The organism is Pseudomonas sp. PONIH3 (assembly GCF_002934345.1).
Lineage (GTDB): Bacteria > Pseudomonadota > Gammaproteobacteria > Pseudomonadales > Pseudomonadaceae > Aquipseudomonas > Aquipseudomonas soli.
The window spans coordinates 2657914-2683917 of record NZ_CP026386.1 but is presented as its reverse complement, the minus strand read 5'-3'; the positions used below and the strand labels follow the sequence as shown (position 1 = coordinate 2683917).

Below are 26004 nucleotides of genomic sequence, written 5' to 3'. Positions count from 1 at the left end.
CATGGGGCCGTTTAACGGCCCCATGACTCACTCCTCGGGTCCTTCCACCCGATTCCGCCCATTGGCCTTGGCCCGATACAACGCCTCGTCAGCATCACCCAGCAGCGCCGCCAGGTCCTGATGGGTGCCGGGGATATGCAGGCCAATCCCCACGCTGACCGTCACCGACCGCTCGTCATCGCCGAACGGCGGCATCGCCTCGACACTGGCGCGAATCCGCTCGGCCAGCAACCGGGCGCCGGCCAGCTCGGTTTCCGGCAGCACCACCTGGAACTCTTCCCCGCCGTAACGCGCCGCCAGGTCCGCCGGGCGGCGGATGCACAGCTCGATGGTGGTGGCCACCTCGCGCAGTACATGGTCGCCACCGGCATGGCCATGGCGCTGGTTGAAGGCCTTGAAGTGGTCCACATCCACCATCAGCACTGCCAGCGGCTTGCGGTTGCGCTGGGCGCGCGCCCATTCCTGGCGCAGCACCTGGTCGAGGCGGCGGCGGTTGGCAAGGCCGGTGAGGCTGTCGGTGGCGGCGAGGGTGGCCAGGCCCATTTCGGCATCGTGGCGCCGACGTAGCTCGCGGCCCAGCAGCAAGGTCAGCCAGAGGATGCCAATGCACAACACGCCGGTGGCCACGCTGACCACGATCGCGGTACGCCGCCACGACTGGAACACTTCATCGGCCGAGTGGGCCACCAGCACGATCAACGGCAGGTCGGCGACCCGGGCGAAGGTGTAGAGGCGCTGGCCCTCATAGGCCGTCGAGCGGGCGGTGAAGCTGCCACTGCGCTCGCTGAGGATGCGCTTGAAGTTGGGGCGCTCGCTGAAGCTGGTGCCGATCAGTGGATCCTGCGGCCGGGTCGGCTGGCGCGCCAGTAGCTGGCCGTCGGTGTTGAGCAGGTTGATGCTGCTGTCCACGCCGATGTCCAGGCGCTGGAACAGTTCGTTGAAATAGGACAGGCGCAAGGCCCCGGCGGCCAGGCCCTGGAACTCGCCGTTGGCGCCGGAGATGCGCCGGCTGAAGCTGATGCACCAGTCCAGGTTGCCCAGCCGCGCCTTGAACGGCGGACTGATCAGCAGGCCCAGGCCCGGGCGGTCTCGGTGCGCCTGGAAGGCCACGGTGTCGGCGAAGTTGGCCTGGCGCGGCACCGCGCTGGTGGAGTCGCCGAGCACGTCGCCCTTGGCGTCGAGCCAGAGAATGTCGCCGCGCACCGGCGCGGAGAAGGCCTGGTTGAACAGGATCTGCTGGCGCAGCTTGGTCGGTACGTTGAGCAGCTCGGGGTGCTGCACGGCCCAGATCAGGCCCTTGAGCGACTGGTCGTAGAGTTCGACGTTGCGCAGGATGTCGCTTTCGATCAACTGCACGATGTTGCTCGACGAGCGCATTTCCGATTGCTCGACGCTGTCGCGCTCGCGTGCCAGCAGGTAGCCGACGATAGCCACTATGGCGAGCACGGCAAGGCAGCTGCCCAGGTTGAGGACCAGCTCGGGGTGTGACTTGTACAGGGCGGATCGTGGTGATCGGGTGGGCAACGTCATGCTCGCAACTGCATAAGCCCCGGGATCCATGGGGAGTGGGCCGGAAAGCGGCGGCGGTATTTTAGGCAAGGCGCGATTGTCGGACAAGATCAAAGGTGTTTTGCCCGACGGAATTGATTCAGTAGGCCTGCGATGGGATGTACGACATTTCCGAATCTGAAACCAAATGCTTCAGTTGGGCTGTGCTTGGGACCTATCCTACGCGCTTGCCGGAAGGGTCTGGATAGGCCGGGAAATGCATCAGGGCTAACGTCGTCGGGTCGCCAAATTTGGTGACCGGGCGTGAGAACCTGATGATATGTCTTTCGGCCACTTCAATGGCAGCCGTGTTCGGGCAGACCTCTGGTCTGGCTGGGTTTCATGTCCTCGGTTTCTCACCCCGTACACGGTTGCCACCTAATCCTGTGAGAAAGGTTCAAGTGGCGATTTTCTTCAATCGACATGAGCGATTTGAAATGAAAAAGCTAGTACCTGACCCACCCATCCCCTACATCTTCATCATCGACCATCTGCCCCTCGCCGAAGTCTGGGAGCATGCCGCTGTCCTGATGACCATGATGACCCGCACCTGCGACGTCTACATGGCCTTTCCCGTGGATGAGCGTCCCGAGATCCTGGTGGAGAACATTTCCATCCTCAGCCGGCTGCTGAGCTGCCTGATGGCCCACGCCAGGTCGCTGGAGGTGCAGCCATGAGCGAGCAGCCCGAACGTTTTGCCACTGCCGGCGTTTCGACATTCCTGGAGTGTTTTCGTGTTGAGCCCGATGTGCCTTTCAGCCTGGCGTTCAACGAGCTGTCGGTGCTGCAGGGTTGCATCCTGCACCTGACCACGGAGACGGAAATGGAAGGGGATTTGAAAGCAGGGAGTGCAGCGCGGATCCTCAGTGCCATGGCCAAGGCGCTGATCAATGACCTGGAGATTGGGTTGAACCGTACCCGTTGAAGTCCATCGCAGGGCAAGCCCGCTCCCACGCCTGATAATCCGCCTGGCGTGGGAGCGGGCTTGCCCTGCGATCGGTTTCAGATCAGAACACGTTCAACGGATAATCCACGATCATGCGGAATTCGTTGTTGTCCTGAATCGTCGAGTAGGCCGCGTTGGCCCGGTGCGTGGCATAGCGCAGCAGCACCGACAGGTCCTTCATCTGACCTTCCTGGAACACATACTTCACGTCGAAGTCGCGCTCCCAGTGCCGGGCATTTTCGCCTTCGGCGTTGTAGAAATCGTAGTACTGGGTGTCTTGGCTGGCCTTGGTCAGGTCGGCCTTGCCGCGCGAGTACGACAGCGAGGTGCTCAGGCCTGGGATGCCGAGGCCGGCGAAGTCGTAGTCGTACTGCAGCTTCCATGAGCGCTCGTTCGGCGCGTTGAAGTCCGAGTACATGCGCGAGTTGTCGAGGAAGATGCTGTCGCCCAGGTTGATGTAGTCGAACGGCGTGTCGCCATTGACCCGCTGGTAGGCGGCGGTGACGCTGTGGTACCCGGCGGCGACGGTGAAGTGCACGCTCCAGGTGTTGTTGTCGATGCTGCCCAGCTTCGACTGGCCGGTGTCCTGGGTGTGATAGAAGTGCACGCCTGGGTTCAGGCTGACCAGGTCGTTGACCGCGTAGGTGTAGTCGAAGTCGGCGTAGTACTGGTTCCAGATGTCCTTCAGCTCGGCGGCGTAGAGGTTGGCGGTGACGCCCTCGGTGCCGCTCCACGACGCGCCGGCCCAGCTCAGGTTCTGGCTGTCCTGCTCGCGTGTCTGGTTGCTGTAGTAGGTGTTGATGCGGCGGTGGCCGCTCTGGTTGTACGGCTTGGTGAAGCTGACCTTGCCGCCTTCGAGCATCAGCCCGTCGATGCTGTTGTTGGTCAGCGCGACGCCGCGGAAGGTCTGCGGCAGCATGCGGCTTTCGCCACCGGCGATCACCGGGTTGGTGAGGAACAGGTCACCGGCCTTGAACTCGGTGTCGAAGCCCTTGAGCTTGATCGCGCCGCCGGCAGTGGAGAAGGCGTGGCGCGCCTTGTCTTCCGGTGCGCTCGGCAGGATCGAGGTGCCGGCACGGCCATCACCGCCGTCGAGCTTCAGGCCGACCATGGCGTGGGCGTCGAGGCCGAAGCCGATTACGCCAGGCGTGTAGCCGGACTCGAAGCGTGCGACGGCGCCCTGGCCCCACTCGCGTTTGTCCTTGATCGAGGCATTCTTCTCGTTGCGGTTGAAGTAGGCATTACGCAAATGCAGGTTCAGCGTGGAGCCCTCGATGAAGCCATCAGCCTTGGCTTCATCGGCCTGTGCGGCCACGGGCATCGTTGCGGCCAATGCAACGAACAACGGGGTGAAACGAAACGCGAAAGACACCGGTACAAACTCCTTTGGTCAAGCGATGGGGCAGTTTTTTATTGTCGTGTCTGCAAGTTCTTATTAGAGACGTAACAGCCAGGCTGAGATTTTCGACGCATAAAAAAAGCCGCTGAAAGGCAGCGGCTTTGAAAGGCTAACATATCGTCACAGGCAGTGCCCATGGTGTAGCCCAGGGAAAACTGGAAACAGCTGGCGTGGCCGGTCAGCTATCGGCATTGGTATCGACAGATACCTTGGAAGCGGTCTGCTGTGCGTCTTTAGCCGCAGCGGACTGCTGCGCGGCGTAGGCGTCACGCGCCTCCTGGTGAACCGCGGCGAGTTCGGCGTTGCGGGCGACGAAGGCCGGGGATTCTTCCGCCATGGCCAGGGGCGACAACAACAGGGAAGACAGGACGAAGACGCTGGCAATACCCATACTGTTGGACATTTGGAACAACCTTCTTGCGGGGCAAGTGCTAATGGAGACAGGGCTAAAGTTAGTCCTGTAAACAGCGGGGAAACAGAGGCTGTTCAGATAAGCACTGTTGCGCAAAAAGTAATGATCGCGGCAAAAATACTCAGACTTTTACCGCAAACCCGCGTAGTTGAGCGCTCGGCAAGTTGATACCGAAGGTATTGGCCCCGGCCTCGCTGTGCACGAAAACACTGCCGCCGTGCATCAGGGCGATTGCCTTGACGATGGCCAGGCCCAGTCCGTGGTTGCCGCCGCCGCTGTTGGCGCGGGCCGCATCCACCCGATAGAAGCGCTCGAACAGCATCGGCAGGTGTTCGTCGTCGATCGCCGGCCCCGGGTTGCTCACCGCGATGCTGACTTGCTCCTCAGTAGCCTCGATGCGCACCTGGATCGCCTGGTGCGGTGCGGTGTGCTGCACGGCGTTGTTCAGCAGGTTGATCAGCGCCCGGCGCAACTGGGCCTTTTCGATGCAGGCCTGGGCATCGCCGCTGACGGTGACGCTGACGTGGGCGTCTTCGAGGATGTAGTCGAGGTAGTCGAGGGTGGTGGCCACTTCCTCGGCCAGCGAGGCCTGGGTAAGGGCGGTGGCCTTGCTGCCCTGGTCGGCGCTGGCCAGGAACAGCATGTCGTTGATGATGCTGCGCAGGCGCTCGAGTTCTTCGAGGTTCGATTGCAGCACCTCGAAGTAGTGCTCGGCGCTGCGCCCGCGGGTGAGGGCGACCTGGGTCTGGCCGATCAGGTTGGTCAGCGGCGAGCGCAGTTCGTGGGCGACGTCGGCGTTGAAGGCTTCCAGTTGCGAATAGGCCTGGCTGACTCGGTCGAGGGCGGCATTGAAGGTGCCGGCGAAGCGCGCCAGTTCCGGCGGCAGGTCGCGGGTCTGCAGGCGACCGTCCAGGCGTGGCGGCGCCAGGGCCTGGGCTTCTTCGGAGAGGGCGAGCAGGGGCCGCAGACCAATACGCGCGACCCAGTAACCAAGCAGCGAGGCCAGCAGCACGCCGAAAACCGCCAGGCCAACGATGGCCACCAGCAGGCTGTGCTGGGCCTGCCAGAAGGTTTCAGTGTCGATGCCGATCAGAAAACGCAGGGGCGGGCGCTCACCCTGCGCGGGCAGCTCGCTGACCAGCACCTTGTAGGGATAGGGGCTGTCGGACAGGCGCAGCTCGCGCATGCCCACAGGGCCCTTGGCAAAGTCGCGCACCTGTTCGCTGGGATGGCCGTACTCGAAGGCCGGGGCGCCGCTCACCACCCAGAAGCGGATACGTCGGTCTTCTTCGCTCAGCAGGTTTAGTTTGTTGTTGATCTTGGCCCAGTGCTCGGAGGTGCCGAAGCGGTTGAGGGTGGATTCGAGCACGCTGAAGCGTGCGTCCAGTTCGGCTTCTGGCAGCAGGTCGAGGCTATGGTCGACCTGGCGGTATAGCGCGCTGCCGATCAGTACGAACACCGCCAGGGCGACCATGGCGAACAGCGCCGCCAGGCGCAGGGCGATGGAGTTGCGCCAAGGATTCATCGGGCGTTACCTGCGGCCAATTCATGGGGGCGGGTATTGCAGGTTTCAGCCACGATGTTCCAGGACATAGCCCATGCCTCGAATGGTATGCAGCAGCTTGTGGTCGAACGGCCCGTCGAGCTTGGCGCGCAGGCGCTTGATCGCCACTTCGACGACATTGGCGTCACTGTCGAAATTGATGTCCCAGACCAACTCGGCGATGGCGGTCTTGGACAGGATCTCGCCCTGGCGCCGGGCCAGCACGCTGAGCAGCGAGAACTCCTTGGCGGTCAGGTCCAGGCGCTGGCCGGCCCGGCTGGCCTTGCGCGCCATCAGGTCGATCCACAGGTCCGCCACCTGGATCTGCAGCGGCTCATGAATGGCGCTGCGCCGGGTCAGGGCCTGCAGCCTGGCCACCAGCTCAAGGAACGAGAACGGCTTGCCCAGGTAGTCGTCGGCGCCTTCGCGCAGGCCGTGGATGCGGTCCTCGACCCGCTCGCGGGCGGTGAGCATGATCACCGGCGTCTGCTTGCGCGCCCGCAGTGCGCGCAGCACGCCGTAGCCATCCAGGCCAGGCAGCATCACGTCGAGAACGATCACCGCGTAGTCGCCTTCGAGGGCCAGGTGCAGGCCGTCGATGCCGTCGCGGGCCAGGTCGACGGTGAAGCCCTGCTCGGTGAGGCCACGATGCAGGTAGTCGGCGGTTTTTTCTTCGTCTTCGATGATCAGCACACGCATGGTCTTGTCTCAACTGGCGGTCGGCGCGGGGGCGACGGTGGCCCGGCGGCGGTGGAACAGACGCTCCAGGGCCAAGTATATGACCGGGGTGGTGAACAGCGTCAGTGCCTGGCTCACCAGCAGGCCGCCGACCACGGCGATGCCCAGTGGCTGACGCAGTTCGGCGCCGGCGCCGAAGCCGAACATCAGTGGCAGCGCGCCGAGCAATGCGGCCAGGGTGGTCATGATGATCGGGCGAAAGCGCACCAGGCACGCCTGGTGGATCGCCTGCTCGGGCGTCATGCCGTGGTTGCGCTGGGCTTCGAGGGCGAAGTCGATGAGCAGGATGCCGTTCTTCTTGACGATGCCGATCAGCAGCACCACGCCGATCAGGCCCATGATGGTGAAGTCCTGGCCCATGGCCCAGAGCAGGATCAGCGCGCCCAGGCCCGCCGAGGGCAGGGTGGAGATGATGGTCAGCGGGTGCACGAAGCTCTCGTAGAGCACGCCGAGGATGATGTACACCGCCACCAGCGCGGCGAGGATCAGGTAGGGCTGGCTCGACAGTGAACTCTGGAAGGCCTGGGCGGCGCCCTGGAAGTTGCCGGCGATGGAGTCGGGCATGCCCAGTTCGCGCTGGGTGCGTTCGAGGATCTGCACCGCATCGCCCAGGGCCACGCCGGGGGCCAGGTTGAACGACAGGTTGGCCCGGGAACAGGCCGTCGTGGCTGATCGACAAAGGGCCGGTGCTGGGCGGCGCGACATGGGCCAGGGCCGACAGCGGCACCATCTCGCCCGACAGTGGCGAGCGCAGGTAGAAGTAGTTGAGGCTCTCGGCCTTGCCGCGCTGGCGGGCGTCCAGCTCGAGGATCACCTTGTACTGGTTGGTCTCGGTCTGGAACTCGCTGATCTGCCGCTGGCCGAAGGCATCGTACAGCGCCTGGTCGACGTCGGTGGTGGTCAGGCCGAAGCGCGCGGCGGCCTGGCGGTCGATGTCGATGCGGGTGACGCTGGCGCCCAGTTGCAGGTCGTTGGACAGGTCGCGGAACGCCGGATTTTCGCGCAGGCGTTCGGTCAGGCGCTGGGTCCACAGGTTCAGCGCAACGCCGTCGTTGCTCTTGAGCACGTACTGGTACTGGGTGCGCGACGGCCCGGAACTGAGGTTGATGTCTTGCCCTGCGCGCAGGTACAGGACGATGCCGGGAACCTGCGCCAGTTTTGCGCGCACGCGGTCGATCCATTCGCTGGCCGACACGTCGCGCTCGCCACGGGGCTTGAGGGAGATCCAGAAGCGCCCGTTGGCGATGGTCTGGTTGCTGCCGGTGACACCTACCGAATGGGAGAAGGCGCGCACCGCCGGGTCGGCTTCGATGATCTTCGCCAGGGCCTTGTGCTTCTCGATCATCGCGGGGTAGGACACATCGGCCGCCGCCTCGCTGGTGCCGAGGATGAACCCGGTGTCCTGCAGCGGGAAGAAGCCCTTGGGGATGGCCACGTAGCCGACCACCGCCAATGCCAGGGTCAGGCCGAACACGCCGAGGGTGACACGCTGGTGCGCCAGGGCCCGGTCCAGGCCCTTCTCGTACCAGCGCACCAGGCGCTGGCCGAAGCCGCCATGCTGCGTCTCGGGCGGGCGGCGCATGCACAGCGCGGCGAGGGTCGGTGCCAGGGTCAGCGAGACCACCACCGAAATCAGGATGGTCGCGGTGGCGGTCAGGGCGAATTCCTTGAACAGCCGGCCGACCACGCCGCCCATGAACAGCAGCGGAATGAACGCGGCGATCAGCGAGAAGCTGATCGACACCACGGTGAAGCCGATCTCGCCGGCGCCCTTGAGCGCCGCCGTGCGGCTGTCGTCGCCGGCCTCCAGGTGACGGTGGATGTTCTCCACCACGACGATGGCATCGTCGACCACGAAGCCCACGGCGATGACGATGGCCACCAGGGTGAGGTTGTTGAGGCTGAAGCCGAACACGTACATCAATGCGCAACTGGCGATCAGCGACACGCCGAGCACGCTGGAAACGATGAAGGTCGCCGACCACTGGCGCAGGAACAGCGCCATCACCCCGATCACCAGGGCCACGGCGATCAGCAGGGTCAGCTCGACCTCGTGCAGCGAGGCGCGGATGGTCTGCGTGCGGTCCTGCAGCACCGACACCTCGACCGCTGCCGGCAGCATTTCCTGCAGGCGGGGCAGGGCAGCCATCACCCGGTCCACGGTGTCGACGATGTTTGCCCCGGGTTGGCGGAAGATAACCAGGTTCAACCCCGGCTGTTCGCCGGACCAGGCCCTGACGTAGGCGTTCTCGGCGCCGTCGATCACCTTGGCGACGTCGGCCAGGTGCACCGGGGCGCCGTTGCGGTAGCTGACGATCAGCTTCGCGTAGTCGTCGGGGTGGAACAGCTGGTCGTTGGCGGCGAGGGTCGACACGCTGTGCTCGCCGTACAGCGCGCCCTTGGCCAGGTTGAGACTGGTCTGCTGGATGGCCTGGCGGATATCGGCCAGGGTCAGGCCGATGGCGGCGAGCTTTTCGGGCTGGGCCTGCACGCGGATGGCCGGGCGTAGTTGCCCGGTGATGTTGATCAGGCCGACCCCGTCGATCTGGCTGAGCTGGCGGGCCAGCAGGGTCTCGGCATAGTCGCTCAGTTGGTTGCCAGGCATCTGCGCCGAGCTGACGGTGAGGATCAGCACCGGGCTGTCGGCCGGGTTGACCTTGCGCCAGGTGGGCGGGCTGGGCAGGTCCTGGGGCAGGCGCGCGGTGGCGGTGTTGATCGCCGCCTGGACCTCCTGGGCGGCGGTGTCGATGTTCTTGTCGAGGGTGAACTGCAGGATCAGGTTGGTCGAGCCCAGCGCGCTGCTGCTGGTCATCTGGGTCATGCCGGGGATGGCGCTGAACTGCACCTCCAGGGGCGTGGCGACCGACGAGGCCATGGTTTCCGGGCTGGCACCGGGCAACTGGGCGGTAACCTGGATGGTCGGGAAGTCGGCCTCGGGCAGCGGCGCCACCGGCAGGCGCGGGAAGGCGATGGCACCGAGCAGCACCAGGGCGAAGGTCAGCAGCAGGGTGGCGATGGGGTGCTCGATGCACCAGGCCGAGACGCCGTTGCGGGTGTTCATGGATGGCTCCTGCTTTCGGCCATTTGCGCCGGGGCAGGGGTGTCGGGGGTGACTTCCACGGTGCTGCCGGGCTTGAGCCGCGACTGACCGTCCAGCACCAGGCGATCGCCGGCCTTGACCCCGGCAATGACGTTCAGCGTGCTGTCCTGGTACACCACCTTGACCGGTACGGCGCTGACCTTGTCGCCGTCCAGGCGGTAGACGAAGTGGCCGTCGATGCTGCGCTGCACCACCGGCGGCGGCACCACCAGGGCGTCCTCGTCCACCGCCGTGCGCAGGCGCACGGTAACCAGCTGGCCCGGCCACAGGCGTGCGTCCCGGTTGTCGAACTCGGCCTTGACCCGCACCGTGCCGGTGGTGGCCGAAACCTGGTTGTCGATCAGCATCAAGTGCCCCTTGGCGAGCAGGCTGCGTTCGCCGTCGGCGTCCAGGTAGGTCTCCACTTCGGCGGGTGTGGCCGAGTTGAGCAGGCCCTGCAGGACTGGCAGCTGCTGTTGGGGCAGGGCGAACTCCACGGCGATCGGGTCGATCTGGGTGACGCTGAACAGGCTCTGAGTGTCGCTGGTGCGTACCAGGTTGCCAGGGTCGACGTTGCGAATGCCGACGCGCCCGCTCACCGGCGAGCGGATCTGGGTGTAGCTGAGCTGCACCGCGGCATTGTCGATGGCCGCCTGGTTGCCCTTGATCGTCGCCTGCAACTGGTTCACCAGCGCCTGCTGCTGGTCGAGGGTCTGCTTGGACACTCCGTCGTCGCTGCTGAGCAACTGGTAGCGCTTGAGGTTGACGTTACCCACCTGCAACTGCGCCTGGGTCTGGCCGAGCTGGGCGCGGGCCTGATCGAGGTTGGCGCGGATCGCCCGGTCATCGAGGGTGGCCAGCAGGTCGCCCTGCATGACCCACTGGCCTTCCTTGACCAGCACCTGGGTGAGCACGCCCTCGACCTGCGGGCGCACCTCGACGCTATGCAGCGACAGCACCGAGCCGATGGCGCTCAGGTAGCGTGGGACGTCCTGCTGGGCCACGGCGACCACGCGCACCGGTATCGCGCTGGCGGCGCGGTTGGCCGGGGCTTCGCGGCGCAATCCCTGCCAGGCGCCGATGGCGACCAGCAGGGCGAGGGCCAGGGCGGCGAGTACGAGGTAGCGGGACGGACGTCGCATCGGGGCAGGCACCTTGACCAAGGGGCTGGGAAGTGGATTGGACTATTGCAAGGTTATAGCGCGCCGTCCGGGTCGGCAGCGTGACGCCTGGCTGTCATGGCTGTCAGTTTCGGTGGGTTGATGGCCAAGTGCCAATACCCTGCCATGGATCAATGTTACGTTGGCGTTTGCCCCTAGAGTCGTACGCCCTGCCGATTTCACGTACAACAACGAGAGCCTCCGATGAAGTGCAATATGCCTGTTACCGGTCGCGAAGTGGATTACCCCGGCGACGCCAATATCCTGTCCACCACCGATCTGGACAGCCGCATCACCTATGCCAACGACGATTTCCTGCGAGTCAGCGGGTTCGCGCGCGAGGAGCTGCTGGGCAATCCCCACCACATCGTCCGCCACCCCGACATGCCGCCCCAGGCCTTCGCCCAGATGTGGCAGGCGCTCAAGGCCGGACGCTCGTGGATGGGACTGGTGAAGAACCGTTGCAAGAACGGTGACCACTACTGGGTGAGCGCTTTCGTCTCGCCGATCAGCAGTGGCGGGCAGGTGCTGGAGTACCAGTCGGTGAGGACCAAGCCTGGGGTCGAGCAGGTCGCGGCGGCCGAGCGGTGCTATGCAAGGTTGCGCGAAGGCCGGCGTGACTGGCGCGAGCGCTTACCGGTACTGCAGTTGGGCACACGCTTGTCGCTGGCGGTCGGTGTGGTACTGGCGCTGGTGATAGGCGCGGGTCAATGGTGGCTGGGGGCACCGCTGCTGGAATCGCTGGTGGAGATGGTGGCGGCTGGGGGCTTGAGCAGCTTGGCGATCCTGGTGCTGCTGCGCCCATACGAGCGGCTACGTCGGCAGGCCCAGACGATCGCCGACAATCCACTCAGCCAGCACCTGTACACCGGCCGGCGTGACGGCCTGGGGCAGATCGAGTTCGCCATGCGCATGCTCAAGGCGCAGCTGGGGGCGGTGGTCGGGCGTATCGGCGACACCTCCTCGCGCCTGGCCGGGCACTCGGGCTCGCTGGTCGAGGCCTTGCACAGCAGTCACGCCAACAGCCTCGAGCAGCAGAGCGAAGCCGACCAGGTGGCCACGGCGATCCACCAGATGAGCGCCAGTGTCGCCCAGGTCGCCAGCAGCGCGCAGATGGCGGCGATGGCGGCCGACCAGGCCGAGGACGAGACCCAGTCAGGCCACCAGCTGGTCGATCGCAACCGCTGCGCGATCCAGGACCTGGCCGGCTCGCTGGTGGAAGCCAGCGAGGTGATCCAGCAACTGGAGAACCACAGCAGCGAGATTTCCGGGGTGCTCGACGTGATCCGTGGCATCGCCGAGCAGACCAACCTGCTGGCGCTCAACGCCGCCATCGAGGCGGCGCGTGCGGGCGACCAGGGACGCGGGTTCGCGGTGGTCGCCGACGAGGTGCGTGGCCTGGCCCAGCGCACCGCGCAGTCGACCCACGATATCCAGCGCATGATCGGTGCCCTGCAGGACGGTGCCCGCGCGGCGGTGCAGGTGATGCAGCAGAGCAGTGCCCATGCCGGGCACAGCGTCGAGCAGGCGCAACTGGCCAGCGACGCGCTGGACAGCATCAGCGTGCGGGTCAACCAGATCAACGAGATGAGCCTGCAGATCGCCGCGGCGGTGGAGCAGCAGAGCCAGGTCAGCGAGAACATCAACCGCAACATCACCAGCATCCGCCAGGCCAGCGAGGCGACGGTCAGCGTCGGGCAGCGCAGCCACAGCAGCGCCAGTGACGTGGCGGACCTGGCCAAGGACCTGCGGCGGCTGGCGGATGAGTTCTGGCGGCGCTGTCAGTGATTGACTGAGTTGTCTGTGCCGGATCTATCTAGAAACCGATGAACGCATAGTAGACCGGCGCTTCGCCCGTCACCTGTAGGCGATGACCCTGCAGATCGGCCGCAAGTGTCTCGTCCTGCACATGCACCACCCACGGTCCATCGACCGCCTGTGGCGCCTGCTCCAGCACCGAGGCAAACGCCGCCATGTCCGGCAGCCACGCGGTAAACCCATTGCCCTTCAGCGCACTGGTGGTCATCCCCAGCGCCTGACAGATCGCCACCTTGGCCGCGATATCATTGCGGTCGGCCTGGCGTGAGGCTTCGATCAGGGCACGCAGCGCCTCATCCACCGGCAGGTTGCCGTGAATCAGTTCCGGCCCTTGCGTCCAGGCCTCGGGCGGGCAGTCCTTGTTTTCCGGGCGCAGCGGCAGGTGCGGGTTGATCTCCGCCGGGTAGATGCGACAGACCAGCGGGCGGCTTTCATAGATACCGCACAGGTCGTTGTCATCGAGGTTGCGGCAGCGCCCTGGATTGAACGCGGCGAAGGTCACCGATACCTGCAACTGCGCGTCACCGCATGGCACCGGGTGCGAACGGCGCAGCACATGCTCGCGCTGGTCTGCCGGCATGCCGGGGCCATCGGCGAGAAAACCTTCGATCAGCACCACCACCTGACCACCAGAGATCGCCCACTGGTGGGCCTCGGCAAGCGTCAGCGGCACATGATGGCCCGTGCAGCATTTGCCGCAGCCGGTGCAGGCGAAGCGAATACTGTCGCTCATCGTTTGCCGGCTTCCCATTCCGTGGTAAAGGCTTGCTGGCGTTGGCGGTCGTAGAGGCACAGCTCGGTACCGGTGCGGTTCTGCATGTGCTTCTGGGGGTAGATGCCCTCGATCAGCAGCGCGCTGTAACCGATCTGGTCGTCGAACTCGGCGGGTTTGCCCAGGGCGTGGGCGTCCTTGAACTGGCTGGCGGCCAGACAGGCTTTGAGCATGTGCTGGCGTTGGTCGCTCCAGGCTTGGTTGCTCGAAGCGTGTACTGCGCCGCTGGCGAAGGCGCAGAGAATCAGGAACGAATTGAGTAATTTCATACGCGACACCGGCAATGAACCTGCGAAGGGCGCGAATTATGCCCGAACGTTTTCCTTCATCAAGTCAGGAAAGTCCTGACTTGATGTTTCAGTGCTCCTCGAACACCACCGCGCGCGCCGCCGTCACCAGGCAGTTGGTCAGCTCCGGCGAGGAGAACTTGGTGAGAATGGCATTGGCCCCGGCCAGCTTGGCCTTGTCACCGCTCATCGCGCTGTCCAGCGAGGTGTGCAGCAGGATGTACAAGTGCTGGAAGTCCGGGGTTTCGCGCAGGGTGCGGGTGAAGGCGAAACCATCCATCTCGGACATCTCGATGTCCGAGACGATGATGTTGATCTCCCTTTCGGTGCCTTGCAGCTCCAGCAGCACATTGATCGCATCCTTGGCGCTGCGCGCGGTATGGCACTCGATGCCAAGGTTGCGCAGGGTGTGCACCGACTGCTGCAACGCAACCTGGCTGTCGTCTACCACCAGGATGTTGGCGGCGGCCAGCAGGCTTGCATCTTCTTCGCTGACTTCCCCCGGGTGCGGTTCGTGGGGCGGCGGGGCGATGCCGTGGATGACCTTCTCGATATCCAGCACCTGCACCAGGGTATTGTCGACCCGGGTGACGCCGGTAATGAACGAGCGGTTGCCCGAGCCGTAGGGCGGCGGTTTGATGTCGGTGCTCAGGCAATGGACGATACGACTCACCGCTTGCACGTGCAGGCCCTGGCGCGAGCGGCTGATCTCGGTGACGATCAGGCAGCCGCCGTCGGGGTCGGCCAGGGGCATTTCGCCGATGGCGCGTGACAGGTCGATCACCGACAACGAGTTGCCGCGCAGGGTGGCGACGCCTTTGACGTGCGGGTGGGACTCGGGCAGCTTGGTCAACGGCGGGCAGGGGATGATCTCGCTGACCTTGAGCAGGTTGATAGCCATCAGCTTGCCGCTGCGCAGGGTGAACAGCAGCAGGGACAGCGAGTCCGCGCGGGCTTTTTGCGTGGCCATGGACAACCTTCGCTATGAATGAGGGGGAGGATGCCGGGTTATCGGCTTTCTGGCGCCAGGCTTTAGCTTAGTTTGCTATTCGCTCTGTATGAGGCTGCTTCGCAGCCCCATCAGCGCAGCCCCAAGCGTTTGGCCAACCGGCTCAGGTTGGCCCGATCCAGCCCCAGCTCCCGGGCTGCGGCTGCCCAGTTGTCCTGGTGACGATCCAGGCACGCTTCGACGATCTGCCGTTGATAATCATCCACCGCCTCGCGCAGCCCCCCCTCGGGCAGCGGCGCGTCAGCCGACGGTGCCTCGGTTTCTGCCAGTATGCTCGGCGCCACGTTGCGCAGATCGAGGTCAGCCGCTTCCAGGGTGAGGATCTTCGGCCGCCGTCCTTGCTGCCCCAATGCCTTGAGCGCCGAGCGACCGATCAGGTGTTCCAGTTCGCGGACGTTGCCCGGCCAGCCGTACGCCAGCAGGGCGGCCTGGGCGTCGGTGGACAGCCGCAGGCTCCCCAGCCCCAGGCGCGCGCGGTTCTGTTCGAGGAAAAAGCCAGCCAGCAACAGCACGTCGCGGCCTCGCTCGCGCAGGGGCGGAACTTGCAGCGGGTAGACGCTCAGCCGGTGGTAGAAGTCGGCGCGGAAGTTGCCATTGCGCACCTCTTCGGCCAGGTCGCGGTTGGTCGCGGCGATCAGGCGTACATCGACCTGATGGTCGCGGTCCGAACCCAGGCGTTGCAACTGCCCGCTCTGCAACACCCGCAGCAACTTGGCCTGCACTGCCAACGGCAGCTCGCCGACCTCGTCGAGGAACAATGTGCCGCCGTTGGCCAGCTCGAACTTGCCGCGGCGTTCACCATGGGCGCCGGTAAAGGCGCCGCGCACATGGCCGAACAGTTCGCTCTCCACCAAGGTGTCGGGCAGGGCGGCGCAGTTGAGGCTGATCATCGGCTTGCCGGCACGCTGGCTGGCATGGTGCAGGGCCTGGGCCACCAGTTCCTTGCCGACGCCGGTCTCGCCAGTGATAAGCACGGTCAGGTCGCTGCCACCGACCAGGCGGATCTCCTCGACCAGGCGCTTGTGCGCCTTGCTCTGGCCGATCAGTTCGCGGTCCTGGCCGCTGGCCTGGCGATATACCTCGGCGCGCTGGTGTTCATCCTCGGCGCGCAGGGCCAGGTGCTCGATGCGCTCGGCCACGGTTACCGTGGCGGCGGCCAGGCTGGCGAAGGCCTGCAGGGCGTCGAGCTCGAGGCTCTGGAACTGGCCGGCGGTGAGCGCGTCGAGGGTCAGCAGGCCCCACGGGCGTTCGTCGACCATCAGCGGGCAACCCATGCAGTCGTGCACCTCGAGATCCACATGGGCGGCGTCGACCAGGCCGTCGTAAGGGTCGGGCAGCGGGCTGTCGCTAGGGAAGCGGGTGGGCTCGGGGCGGCTGAGCAGGGCCTGGAAGCGCGGGTGCTCGCTGACCCGGAAGCGTCGACCCAGGGTGTCCGCTGACAAGCCATCCACCGCCAGCGGCACCAGCCACTCGCCATCCAGGCGCAGCAGCGCCGCGGCATCGCACGGCAGCAGACCGCGCATGGCCTGCAGCAGCCGGCGGTAGCGTTCCTGGTCGGGGAGGTCGCGGGACAAGTCGCTCACCAGAGGGAGGAGGGCAGTGAGCAGGGGCTTTGCAGTCATATGGACTCCTGTTGGTCGGAATGACTATACGCCTGAGTGTGTCCTTTTGACATTGATCAATGAAAAGCCCCGGTTTTATTGACGATCAAAGTTGGCACGATTGCTGAAATGGTCTACGCAACCATTCGAAGCCACAGGCTCAGGAGTTGTCGTAATGCTCAATGCCGAACAACGTGCAATCATCAAAGCCACCGTGCCCCTGCTGGAAAGCGGTGGCGAGGCCCTGACCACCCACTTCTACAAGATGATGCTCAGCGAGTACCCCGAGGTACGCCCGCTGTTCAACCAGGCCCACCAGGCCAGCGGCGACCAGCCGCGTGCCCTGGCCAACGGCGTGCTGATGTACGCCCGGCATATCGACCAGCTCGAGCAGCTGGGCGGTCTGGTAGGCCAGATCATCAACAAGCACGTCGCCTTGCAGATTCTCCCTGAACACTACCCGATCGTCGGCAGCTGCCTGCTGCGCGCCATCGAGGAAGTGCTGGGCAAGGAGATCGCTACCGCCGAGGTGATCGCTGCCTGGGCGGCGGCCTACGGCCAGCTTGCCGACATCCTCATCGGCGCCGAGGAGAACCTGTACAAACAGAAGGAAGAGGCCGCCGGCGGCTGGCGCGGCACCCGCGAATTCCGCCTGGTGCGCCGCGAGCAGGAAAGCCGCGAGATCGTCTCGTTCTACTTCGCTCCGGTCGATGGCAAACCGGTGCTCAAGGCCGAGCCGGGCCAGTACATCGGCCTGAAGCTGGAAATCGATGGTCAGGAGCAACGTCGCAACTATTCGCTGTCGGCCCTGTGCGACGGTGAGCAGTACCGCATCAGCGTCAAGCGCGAGGCGGGCGGCAAGGTCTCCAACTACCTGCATGATGGCTTGATGGTCGGCGATACCCTGCAACTGTTCCCGCCTTCCGGTGATTTCACCCTGGTCGCCAGCGCCAAGCCGCTGGTGCTGATCAGCGGCGGCGTGGGCATCACCCCGACCCTGGCCATGCTTGAGGCGGCCCTCGAGACCGAACGCCCGGTGCACTTCATCCATTGCGCGCGCAACGGCGCGGTGCATGCCTTCCGCGACTGGATCGATGGCCTGGCGGCACGCCATCCGCAACTCAAGCGCTTCTACTGCTACGCAGAAGAAGATGGCAGCCAGGCTGCCGACGCAGTGGGCCTGCTGGACCAGGACCTGCTGGCCGAATGGCTGCCGCGTGAGCGTGATATCGACGCCTACTTCCTCGGGCCCAAGGGCTTCATGGCGGCGATCAAGCGTCAGCTCAAGGGCCTGGGTGTGCCGGAAGGGCAGAGCCGCTATGAGTTCTTCGGGCCGGCTGCGGCGCTGGAGTAAGCGATAGGCCTGGCTGGCCCCATCGCCGGCAAGCCGGCTCCCACAGGGTTCAGCGATACCTGTGGAAGCCGGCTTGCCGGCGATGGGGCCGGGACAGGCTACGAGTGATTCATCCCAATCGCTGCGGTTCGGCGTTCTGTCGGGCCGCCAGCACACGGATGCTCCCGGCCGTGGGTAATCGAGAACGAAGCGGACGATGACATTCGACGCTGTCGGCCTGGCCGAGCGCCGAACCGCAGCGATTGGGCCTAACCGGTCTTCTATATAAGGAAGAGGTGAACGCGGTTACACCCGCTTTCATCTTTAATCCTCCTTTAATCACTGTATCCTTCACTCCCAGGTGTCGAGGGGCTTGCTCCTGCCCGGCACCTGGCTGGCGCATTTTTCACGTGCGTCAGTGAACCGAAACCGACCCGCTCGGTCCTAGGTCATCAGTGGATAGCCGCGCACGCCCCCGCTCGATGCATTCAAAGGTCATCTCCAGCGTGTAGACTGGGCGCCCCTCGGGCAGCCCGCGCTGTCACTCTCCATCGAAGGAATCGGCAATGAACGAACTCTCATCGCGCCTGAATCGGGAACGGCGCTTTCTGGTGCTCCTCGGCGTGATCTGCCTGGCGCTGATCGGCGGCGCCCTGTACATGCAGGTGGTGCTGGGCGAGGCACCTTGCCCGCTGTGCATCCTGCAGCGCTATGCCCTGCTGTTCATCGCGATCTTCGCCTTCATCGCCGCCGCCATGCCCGGGCGCCGCAGCCTGACCTTCTTCGAGGCGCTGGTGGTGCTCAGCGCCATCGGTGGCATCGTTGCCGCCGGCAACCATGTGTATATACTCGCCAACCCCATGGTCAGCTGCGGAATCGACACCTTGCAGCCCATCGTCGACGACCTGCCGCTGGCCAAGCTCTGGCCGCTGGCGTTCCAGGTCGATGGGTTCTGCTCCACGCCCTACCCACCGATCCTCGGTCTGTCCCTCGCGCAATGGGCGTTGGTGGCGTTCGTGCTGACGGCGGTCCTGGTGCCCATGGGCATCTACCGAAACCGTCGCCGCGCTTAGACCAAAGTCCCGAATTGACCTGGGTCTATTGCGCGGCGAGATAAGCTGCAAATGGCCCCCGATGATTGATCCAGGTCAGCCACCAGCCCTTGCGCGGCAAGGGTTTCAGGGCTACTGCGCGGGGTGCGACAAACTGTCGCGAAGTTGATTTTTTGACCAGTATTGTTGCGTATTCTGTAAAAGACTGTTGCTCAATAAGTCATAGTCATCGTGGGGCGACCTATCTACAATCGCCCCCAATTTCCGTTCGGCACTGCTTGCGAGTCGCAGGATTGATGGGAGCCGCAGCGCTTTCCATTTGCTGACTTCGACAAGTTTCGCCCAACGGCGATACCGGGCGGACACCCCTCCGCGTTTTCCCGCACCAAATGGACTTGGTCTGAAGTACAGGCCTGTTGCCTACGAAACCATAAGCACCGCCAACCCGCTTGACGCCAAGATCCAGCAGTCGGATCCCTGGCAGGGGCGGGTACGGGCGCCAATTGCCGCACTTGGCAGGACGAAGTGTTGGCTACCAAACACAAATTGCATTGAAGCAAGCTGATCTAGAGGTCGTGAGATGAGTAAAAAGCGTTACCCCAGACTGTTTGGCATATTGCCCTTTTTAGGCATGCTTTTACTCAGTGGGTGCAACTGGACCCTGCTCGATCCGAAGGGCCAGGTCGGCATTGAGCAGAAGAACCTGATCCTGATCGCCACCGGCTTGATGCTGCTGGTGGTCGTGCCCGTGATCATCATGACCCTGGCGTTCGCCTGGAAGTATCGTGCGTCCAACAAGGCCGCCACCTACACCCCTGACTGGTCGCACTCGACCAAGATCGAGGCCGCGGTGTGGATCATCCCGATCCTGATCATCATCGCCCTGGGTTACTTCACCTACCACTCCACCCACAAGCTGGACCCGTACCGTCCACTGGATTCCGATGTGAAGCCGGTGCAGATCGACGTGGTCGCGCTGGACTGGAAATGGCTGTTCATCTACCCGGAACAGGGCATTGCCACGGTCAACAAGATCGTCTTCCCGGCTAACACCCCGGTCAACTTCCGCGTGACCTCCGACGCCGTGATGAACTCCTTCTTCATCCCGGGCCTGGGTGGCCAGATCTACGCCATGGCTGGCATGACCACCAAACTGCACCTGATCGCCAACGAGAACGGTGAGTTCGACGGTATCTCCGCCAACTACAGCGGCGCCGGCTTCACCGGTATGAAATTCAAGGCTGTTGCCACTTCGCAAGCTGACTTCGATGCATGGGTCGCTGAAGTGAAGGCATCGCCGAAGAAACTGGACCAGGCAGAATATGACGCCTTGGCCAAAGCTAGCGAAAACAACCCAGTCGCGCTGTACAGCGAGGCCCCGGCTGACCAGTTCCAGCGCATCGTCGACAAGTACGAAGGCATGAACCGCGGTCGTCCGAGCCACGAAGAAGCAGGCAGCAAAGACCTGGCCACTACCAAGGGTGTGGAATCGAGTATGCAACCAGCTGCCGGTGCAGAGGAGTAAGAGATGTTCGGTAAATTAACTCTGGAGGCGATACCGTATCACGAGCCGATAGTCATGGTGACGCTTGCCATGATCGCGCTCGGTGGTATCGCTGTCGTTGGTGCCATCACCTATTTCCGCAAGTGGACCTACTTGTGGACCGAGTGGCTGACCACGGTCGACCACAAGAAAATCGGCGTGATGTACATCATCGTCGCGATGGTCATGCTGCTGCGCGGCTTCGCCGACGCCATCATGATGCGTACCCAGCTGGCCGCCGCCACCGGTGGCTCCGAAGGCTACCTGCCGCCTGAACACTATGACCAGATCTTCACCGCCCACGGTGTGATCATGATCATCTTCATGGCGATGCCGTTCTTCACCGGCCTGATGAACCTTGCGGTTCCTCTGCAGATCGGTGCACGTGACGTTGCCTTCCCGTTCCTGAACTCCCTGAGCTTCTACCTGCTGCTGGCAGGCGTGCTGCTGGTCAACATCTCGCTGGGCGTTGGTGAATTCGCCAAGACCGGCTGGGTTGCCTATCCGCCGCTCGCGGGTATCCAGTACAGCCCTGGGGTGGGTGTCGACTACTACATCTGGGCACTACAGCTATCAGGTCTGGGTACGACGCTTACCGGCGTGAACTTCCTCGTCACCGTGATGAAGATGCGCGCCCCTGGCATGAAGCTGATGGACATGCCGATCTTCACCTGGACCTGCACCTGGGCCAACGTACTGATCGTCGCTTCCTTCCCGATCCTGACCGCCGCACTCGCGCTGCTGACTGTTGACCGTTATCTGGACTTCCACATCTTCACCAACGAGCTTGGTGGGAACCCGATGATGTACGTCAACCTGTTCTGGGCGTGGGGTCACCCTGAGGTCTACATCCTGATCCTGCCGGCCTTCGGCGTGTTCTCGGAAGTCACCTCGACCTTCGCAGGCAAGCGCCTGTTCGGTCACCACTCGATGATCTACGCATCGGGCGCAATCGCCATCCTCGGCTTTGCGGTCTGGCTGCACCACTTCTTCACCATGGGTGCCGGCGCCAGCGTCAACACCTTCTTCGGCCTGGCGACGATGCTGATCTCCATTCCGACCGGTGTGAAGCTGTTCAACTGGCTGTTCACCATCTACCAGGGCCGTCTGCGCTTCACCGCGCCGATCATGTGGACCCTGGGCTTCATGGTCACCTTCTCCATCGGTGGCATGACCGGCGTCCTGCTGGCTGTTCCAGGTGCCGACTTCGTTCTGCACAACAGCCTGTTCGTGATCGCCCACTTCCACAACGTGATCATCGGTGGCGCGGTATTCGGCTACATCGCCGGCTTCGCCTTCTGGTTCCCGAAAGCCTTCGGTTTCACCCTGAACGAGAAGTGGGGCAAGGCTGCCTTCTGGTTCTGGATCTCCGGCTTCTACGTAGCGTTCATGCCGCTGTACGCCCTGGGCTTCATGGGCATGACCCGTCGTCTGAACCACTCCGACAACCCGCTGTGGGAACCCTACCTGTACGTAGCCGTAGTCGGCGCCGTGCTGATCCTGTTCGGTATCGCCTGCCAGCTGATCCAGATCTACGTCTCGGTTCGCGATCGCAAGGACAACATGGACGTCACCGGCGACCCATGGGGCGGCCGTACCCTGGAATGGTCGACTTCGTCGCCACCTCCGTTCTACAACTTCGCCCACATGCCTGAGCACGTTGGCCTGGACGCCTGGCACGAAGCCAAGCAAGCCGGCGCCGCCTACAAGGCTCCGGCCAAGTACGAAGCGATCCACATGCCGAGCAACACTTCCACCGGTCTGTTCATGGGTCTGTTGCTGACCGTGTTCGGCTTCGCCTTCATCTGGCACATCTGGTGGCTGGTGGGTGCGAGCCTGGTTGCGACCATCGCTGTCTTTGTTCGCCACGCCGCGCGTGACGACCAGGGCTACATGGTGCCGGCCGAAGAAGTGGCGCGCATCGAAAGCGAGCGCATGAAAGCGCTGGCCAACGCTGGTGCACTGCCTGCTGGCGGCGCACGTGTCGAATCGTTTGAACGGGTGTAATCAATGTCCAGTCAAGTAATCCACGGTGGCGCGCATGGTCATGACCATGCGCACGATGACCACCACCACGACTCGGGCCAGATGACCGTACTCGGTTTCTGGCTGTACCTGATGACCGACTGCATCCTGTTTGCGTCGCTCTTCGCCACCTACGCGGTGCTGTCCGGCGGTTTCGCCGGCGGCCCGTCGGGTCACGACATCTTCCAGCTCGACTTCGTGCTGGTCGAAACCGCGTTTCTGCTGCTGTCCTCGATCACCTTCGGCTTCGCCATGCTGAAGATGTTCGCCGGCAACAAGGCAGGTGTACTGGGCTGGTTGGCTGTGACCTTCCTGTTCGGTGCAGGCTTCATCGCGATGGAAATCTATGAGTTCCATCACCTGATCGCCGAAGGCTACGGCCCGCAGCGCAGTGGCTTCCTGTCGGCGTTCTTCGCGCTGGTCGGTACCCACGGCCTGCACGTGACTGCCGGTCTGATCTGGATGGCAATCATGATGTACCAGATCAACAAGCACGGCATCACGCCGACCGCCAAGACCCGCATGAGCTGCCTGAGCCTGTTCTGGCACTTCCTCGACGTGGTCTGGATCTGCGTGTTCACCGTCGTCTACCTGCTGGGGGTTCTGTAATGGCTAGCGCACACGACACTCATCACGAAGGCAATCACGGTAGCGTGAAGTCCTACATGATCGGCTTTGTACTGTCGATCATCCTGACCGCGATCCCGTTCGGCCTGGTGATGTACCCAAGCCTGCCGAAGAACCTGACCGTCCTGATCGTGGTGGCCATGGCCGTCATCCAGGTGGTGGTGCACCTCGTGTACTTCCTGCACATGGACCGCTCGAAAGAGCAGCGCTCCAACGTGTCGACGTTCCTGTTCACCGTTCTGGTAATTGCACTGCTGGTCGGCCTGTCGCTGTGGATCATGTTCAGCATCCACTTCGAAATGCTGGCCAAGTGAGGTAAGACTGCATGTCCGTGAAGCACTTTATCCAAATCACCAAACCGGGGATCATTTTCGGTAACGTGCTTTCCGTGGCAGGCGGTTTCTTCCTTGCCGCCAAGGGGCATGTGGATTTCGCCCTGTTCCTGGCGGTGGTGATCGGTACGTCCCTGGTGGTCGCGTCCGGATGCGTGTTCAACAACTGCATCGACCGTGACATCGACCACAAGATGGAGCGCACCAAGAACCGCGTCATGGTCCAGGGCGGCATGTCGCTGCCCCTGGCGCTGATCTACGCCACCCTGCTCGGGGTGGCGGGTTTCAGCTTGCTGTATGTCCAGGCCAACCCGCTGTCGGCGTTCTGCGCCCTGGTTGGCTTCGTGGTCTACGTCGGCTTCTACAGCCTGTGGCTCAAGCGCAAATCGGTGCACGGCACCCTGGTCGGCAGCCTGTCCGGTGCCATGCCTCCGGTGATCGGCTACTGCGCGGTGAGCAACAGCTTCGACCTGGCCGCGTTCACCCTGCTGGTGATGTTCAGCCTGTGGCAGATGCCGCACAGCTTCGCCATCGCCATCTTCCGCTTCAAGGACTACAGCGCCGCCAACATCCCGGTCCTGCCGGTGGCGCGCGGTATCCTCGCGGCGAAGAAGCAGATCGTGCTGTACGTGCTGGCCTTCGTCCTCGCCACCCTGATGCTGACCCTCGGCGGCTACGCCGGCCTGGGTTACCTCGCCGTGGCGGCCGCCATGGGCCTGTACTGGCTGTACATGGCCTGGGGCGGCTACAAGGCCGAGGACGACAGCAAGTGGGCGCGCAAGGTATTCGGCTTCTCCATCCTCACCGTCACTGCCCTGAGCGTGATGATGGGCGTGGACAGCCAGACCGCGGCCGACGTGCTGATGACCTACGCACGCTGAAACACCCCAGCTGCACAAGACGCCCCGGCTTGCCGGGGCGTTTTTTTTGCCTCGGAAAATTCATTCGAAGGGCAGTTGACAGCGCCATGCCCTTTGCCGGATGTTATGCGCCGCAGGTCAGGACGACCTGCAGGCCAGGGTAGGCCGCGATCCATTCGGATCGATCCACATGACAAGGACTGTTCCATGACCGAATCGAGCTCCGCTCCTTCGGCGTGCGCGGCTTCGCTGCGCCAACGCCATGCCTCTGCCAGCACCGCTACCGCGCTGGCCATCCTCGAATGCCTGTTTCGTCGACGCAGCCTGGCCACTGGGCAGGATGACGCGCTGGATGATGCCGTGCTCGCCCCGCACCTGCCCAAGGTGCTGCAGGCCGTCGAGCGCGGGCTGCCGGTGGAGATGGTCCTCCCGGCCTTCCCCGGCAAGTCGCCCAACCGCCAGAAGACCCTCGGCCCGCTCCCGGACCTGGCAGAGCACCATGCCATCGACGAGCTGAACCGCCTGGCTGAGGAAATCCGCGCATTGCATGCCCCCGGTGCAGTCATTCACATCTGCTCGGACGGCTATGTCTTCGCCGACCTGGTGCGGGTGCCCGATGCCCATGTCCAGGCCTACACCGACGATATCCAGCGCTATGCCGGCCAGCACTATCCCGGCCGTTTCACCTTGTTCGACCTCAAGGATGCCTATCCGCAACTGGGCTGCCTGGACTCCATGCGCGAAGAGCTGATGATCGAGCATGGCCAGTCGCTGCGCGTCCTGCAGCAGCGCTTCGAGGACGAGGAGCACATGCGGTTGATGTACTGCGGCATCCATCGTTTCCTCGCCGAGGACTACGCCGGACTGGTGGAGTTCGAAGGCATGAGCATGAACGCGGTTAAGAAGGCCGCTAAGCCCGCCTCCCAGCGGGTGATCCAGCGTAGCGAGGCCTGGAGTGCGTTGCTGCAAGCGCGCTATCCGCATTGCCTGCGCCTGTCGATCCACCCGCAGTTGGCGGTGTCGAGCAAGATCGGTATCCGCCTGGTGCCGACCAGCGACCTGTGGCGCACCCCCTGGCATTCGGTGGCGATCAAGCGTCGTGGCGTGGTGACCCTCGACCGGCGCAGCAATGTCGATGAGCGTTACAGCCGGCTGGTATTCCGCCGTGGCCGGCCTTGCCACTACGCCAGCGCGCAGTGAGGGTGGCGCCAATGGACATACGCGCGGTTCTGTTCGACCTGGACGGCACCCTGGTCGATACCCTGCCGGATATCGCCTGGTGCCTGAATCATGTGCTGAGCCTGCACGGGCTGCGCACGCTGCAGCCGGATGAGGTGCGCGGGATGATCGGCGGCGGTGTGGCGGCGATGCTCGAAAGGGCCGCCGTCGGCCTCGACGCCGAGCAACGTCAACGCCTGCATGACGACTACAGCAGCTGCTATCACGACAACCTGGTCCGGCGTTCCCGAGTCTTCCCAGGTTGTATCGGCCTGATCGAGAGGATTGCCGACAAAGGGCTGCCCATGGCTGTCGTCACCAACAAGGCCCACACCCTCGCCGAGCGTGTCGTACAAGGGCTGCTGCCCGCGCAGCGATTTGCCGCGGTGCTCGGTCATCGCCCCGGCGAGCGGCTCAAGCCGGCACCGGACATCGCGCTGCAGGCTGCCGAACGGCTGGGCATCGACCCAGGCCACTGCCTGTTTGTCGGCGATACCCCGGTCGACCTGTTGACCGCCAAGGCCGCGGGCATGCCCGCCGCCGCCGTCGGTTGGGGCTACGGCGAGTGGCAAGCGTTGCTCGAGCAGCGGCCACAGTTCCATTGCCAGCAACCCTTGCAGCTGCTCCGGGCCCTGCGCCCGGAGCAAGTGCGCCACTGTGCAAGCCAATCCGCAACGCCAATCGGTTCGCTGTAGCCGTTCT

At 63.9% G+C, this 26004-nt stretch carries 22 protein-coding genes and 2 pseudogenes; 13 read left to right on the top strand and 11 right to left on the bottom strand.

Annotated elements, in window-relative coordinates; all coding sequences use genetic code 11:
* Positions 1–27: 27 nt before the first annotated feature.
* The gene (locus tag C3F42_RS12400) at positions 28–1524 is read right to left on the bottom strand and encodes a diguanylate cyclase (RefSeq protein WP_104445310.1); all 1497 of its coding nucleotides are present in this window, start codon (positions 1522–1524) and stop codon (positions 28–30) included.
* Between the two features lie 461 nt (positions 1525–1985).
* Between C3F42_RS12400 and C3F42_RS12395 the strand changes: the two genes are divergently transcribed.
* Positions 1986–2225 carry a hypothetical protein gene (locus tag C3F42_RS12395; protein WP_104444498.1) on the top strand — a complete coding sequence of 80 codons (240 nt, stop codon included), beginning with the start codon at positions 1986–1988 and terminating at the stop codon, positions 2223–2225.
* Entirely contained in the window at positions 2222–2473 is a 252-nt protein-coding gene (locus C3F42_RS12390; protein WP_104444497.1) for a DUF3077 domain-containing protein, read from the top strand. Before C3F42_RS12395 ends, C3F42_RS12390 begins: the two co-directional genes overlap by 4 nt.
* An 82-nt stretch (positions 2474–2555) precedes the next feature.
* Here C3F42_RS12390 and C3F42_RS12385 read toward each other — a convergent pair whose 3' ends face one another.
* The 6 genes and pseudogenes from C3F42_RS12385 to C3F42_RS12360 all read right to left on the bottom strand — a co-directional run bounded on the left by C3F42_RS12385 (position 2556) and on the right by C3F42_RS12360 (position 10807).
* Positions 2556–3866: an OprD family porin gene (locus C3F42_RS12385; RefSeq protein ID WP_023631632.1), complete on the bottom strand. Its 1311-nt coding sequence runs from the start codon at positions 3864–3866 to the stop codon at positions 2556–2558.
* A gap of 205 nt (positions 3867–4071) precedes the next feature.
* A complete protein-coding gene (locus tag C3F42_RS12380; protein WP_104444496.1) occupies positions 4072–4296 on the bottom strand; it encodes a hypothetical protein in 225 nt (74 codons plus the stop codon).
* A gap of 130 nt (positions 4297–4426) precedes the next feature.
* Positions 4427–5830, bottom strand: a complete 1404-nt coding sequence (locus tag C3F42_RS12375) for a heavy metal sensor histidine kinase (protein WP_104444495.1) — start codon at positions 5828–5830, stop codon at positions 4427–4429.
* A gap of 45 nt (positions 5831–5875) precedes the next feature.
* Positions 5876–6547 carry a heavy metal response regulator transcription factor gene (locus C3F42_RS12370; RefSeq protein ID WP_104444494.1) on the bottom strand — a complete coding sequence of 224 codons (672 nt, stop codon included), beginning with the start codon at positions 6545–6547 and terminating at the stop codon, positions 5876–5878.
* 9 nt (positions 6548–6556) lie between these two features.
* A pseudogene (locus C3F42_RS12365) lies at positions 6557–9647 on the bottom strand (multidrug efflux RND transporter permease subunit).
* Positions 9644–10807 (bottom strand): efflux RND transporter periplasmic adaptor subunit, encoded by a 1164-nt coding sequence (locus C3F42_RS12360; protein WP_094010252.1) that lies wholly within the window; start codon positions 10805–10807, stop codon positions 9644–9646. The pseudogene C3F42_RS12365 and the gene C3F42_RS12360 overlap by 4 nt, the downstream one beginning before the upstream one ends.
* A 222-nt stretch (positions 10808–11029) precedes the next feature.
* On the opposite strand from C3F42_RS12360, the pseudogene C3F42_RS30240 reads away from it, so the two are divergent.
* Positions 11030–11311 (top strand): annotated as a pseudogene (locus tag C3F42_RS30240) (PAS domain-containing protein); the annotation flags it as partial.
* A 264-nt stretch (positions 11312–11575) separates the two neighbouring features.
* Positions 11576–12613 (top strand): methyl-accepting chemotaxis protein, encoded by a 1038-nt coding sequence (locus C3F42_RS12355; RefSeq protein ID WP_371920591.1) that lies wholly within the window; start codon positions 11576–11578, stop codon positions 12611–12613.
* Between the two features lie 28 nt (positions 12614–12641).
* On the opposite strand, the gene C3F42_RS12350 is transcribed toward C3F42_RS12355, so the two are convergent.
* The 4 genes from C3F42_RS12350 to norR form a co-directional block, all read right to left on the bottom strand.
* Positions 12642–13376, bottom strand: a complete 735-nt coding sequence (locus C3F42_RS12350; RefSeq protein ID WP_094010250.1) for a YkgJ family cysteine cluster protein — start codon at positions 13374–13376, stop codon at positions 12642–12644.
* The gene (locus C3F42_RS12345; RefSeq protein ID WP_023632440.1) at positions 13373–13684 is read right to left on the bottom strand and encodes a hypothetical protein; all 312 of its coding nucleotides are present in this window, start codon (positions 13682–13684) and stop codon (positions 13373–13375) included. The genes C3F42_RS12350 and C3F42_RS12345 overlap by 4 nt, the downstream gene beginning before the upstream one ends.
* A gap of 88 nt (positions 13685–13772) precedes the next feature.
* Positions 13773–14672, bottom strand: a complete 900-nt coding sequence (locus C3F42_RS12340) for a chemotaxis protein (RefSeq protein ID WP_023632441.1) — start codon at positions 14670–14672, stop codon at positions 13773–13775.
* A 110-nt stretch (positions 14673–14782) separates the two neighbouring features.
* Positions 14783–16333 (bottom strand): nitric oxide reductase transcriptional regulator NorR, encoded by a 1551-nt coding sequence (gene norR / locus C3F42_RS12335; RefSeq protein WP_038707393.1) that lies wholly within the window; start codon positions 16331–16333, stop codon positions 14783–14785.
* A gap of 154 nt (positions 16334–16487) precedes the next feature.
* Here norR and hmpA point away from each other — a divergent pair, with 154 nt between their 5' ends.
* The 9 genes from hmpA (at position 16488) to C3F42_RS12285 (ending at position 25997) form a co-directional block, all read left to right on the top strand.
* Positions 16488–17666 (top strand): NO-inducible flavohemoprotein, encoded by a 1179-nt coding sequence (gene hmpA / locus C3F42_RS12330; RefSeq protein ID WP_023629872.1) that lies wholly within the window; start codon positions 16488–16490, stop codon positions 17664–17666.
* Between the two features lie 545 nt (positions 17667–18211).
* A complete protein-coding gene (locus tag C3F42_RS12325; RefSeq protein ID WP_094010248.1) occupies positions 18212–18718 on the top strand; it encodes a disulfide bond formation protein B in 507 nt (168 codons plus the stop codon).
* A gap of 559 nt (positions 18719–19277) precedes the next feature.
* A complete protein-coding gene (gene cyoA, locus C3F42_RS12315; protein ID WP_094010247.1) occupies positions 19278–20222 on the top strand; it encodes a ubiquinol oxidase subunit II in 945 nt (314 codons plus the stop codon).
* Between the two features lie 3 nt (positions 20223–20225).
* On the top strand, positions 20226–22247 hold the full coding sequence (gene cyoB / locus C3F42_RS12310; protein ID WP_104444493.1) for a cytochrome o ubiquinol oxidase subunit I: 2022 nt from the start codon (positions 20226–20228) through the stop codon (positions 22245–22247).
* Positions 22248–22250: 3 nt separating this feature from the next.
* The gene (locus C3F42_RS12305; RefSeq protein ID WP_023629875.1) at positions 22251–22874 is read left to right on the top strand and encodes a cytochrome o ubiquinol oxidase subunit III; all 624 of its coding nucleotides are present in this window, start codon (positions 22251–22253) and stop codon (positions 22872–22874) included.
* Complete coding sequence (cyoD, locus tag C3F42_RS12300) at positions 22874–23206, top strand: cytochrome o ubiquinol oxidase subunit IV (protein WP_023629876.1); 333 nt, start codon at positions 22874–22876, stop codon at positions 23204–23206. Before C3F42_RS12305 ends, cyoD begins: the two co-directional genes overlap by 1 nt.
* A gap of 11 nt (positions 23207–23217) precedes the next feature.
* The gene (gene cyoE, locus C3F42_RS12295) at positions 23218–24105 is read left to right on the top strand and encodes a heme o synthase (protein ID WP_023629877.1); all 888 of its coding nucleotides are present in this window, start codon (positions 23218–23220) and stop codon (positions 24103–24105) included.
* A 186-nt stretch (positions 24106–24291) separates the two neighbouring features.
* Positions 24292–25284 (top strand): isocyanide synthase family protein, encoded by a 993-nt coding sequence (locus C3F42_RS12290; RefSeq protein ID WP_023629878.1) that lies wholly within the window; start codon positions 24292–24294, stop codon positions 25282–25284.
* A gap of 11 nt (positions 25285–25295) precedes the next feature.
* Positions 25296–25997 (top strand): HAD family hydrolase, encoded by a 702-nt coding sequence (locus C3F42_RS12285; RefSeq protein ID WP_094010245.1) that lies wholly within the window; start codon positions 25296–25298, stop codon positions 25995–25997.
* The last annotated feature ends 7 nt before the right edge of the window (positions 25998–26004 follow it).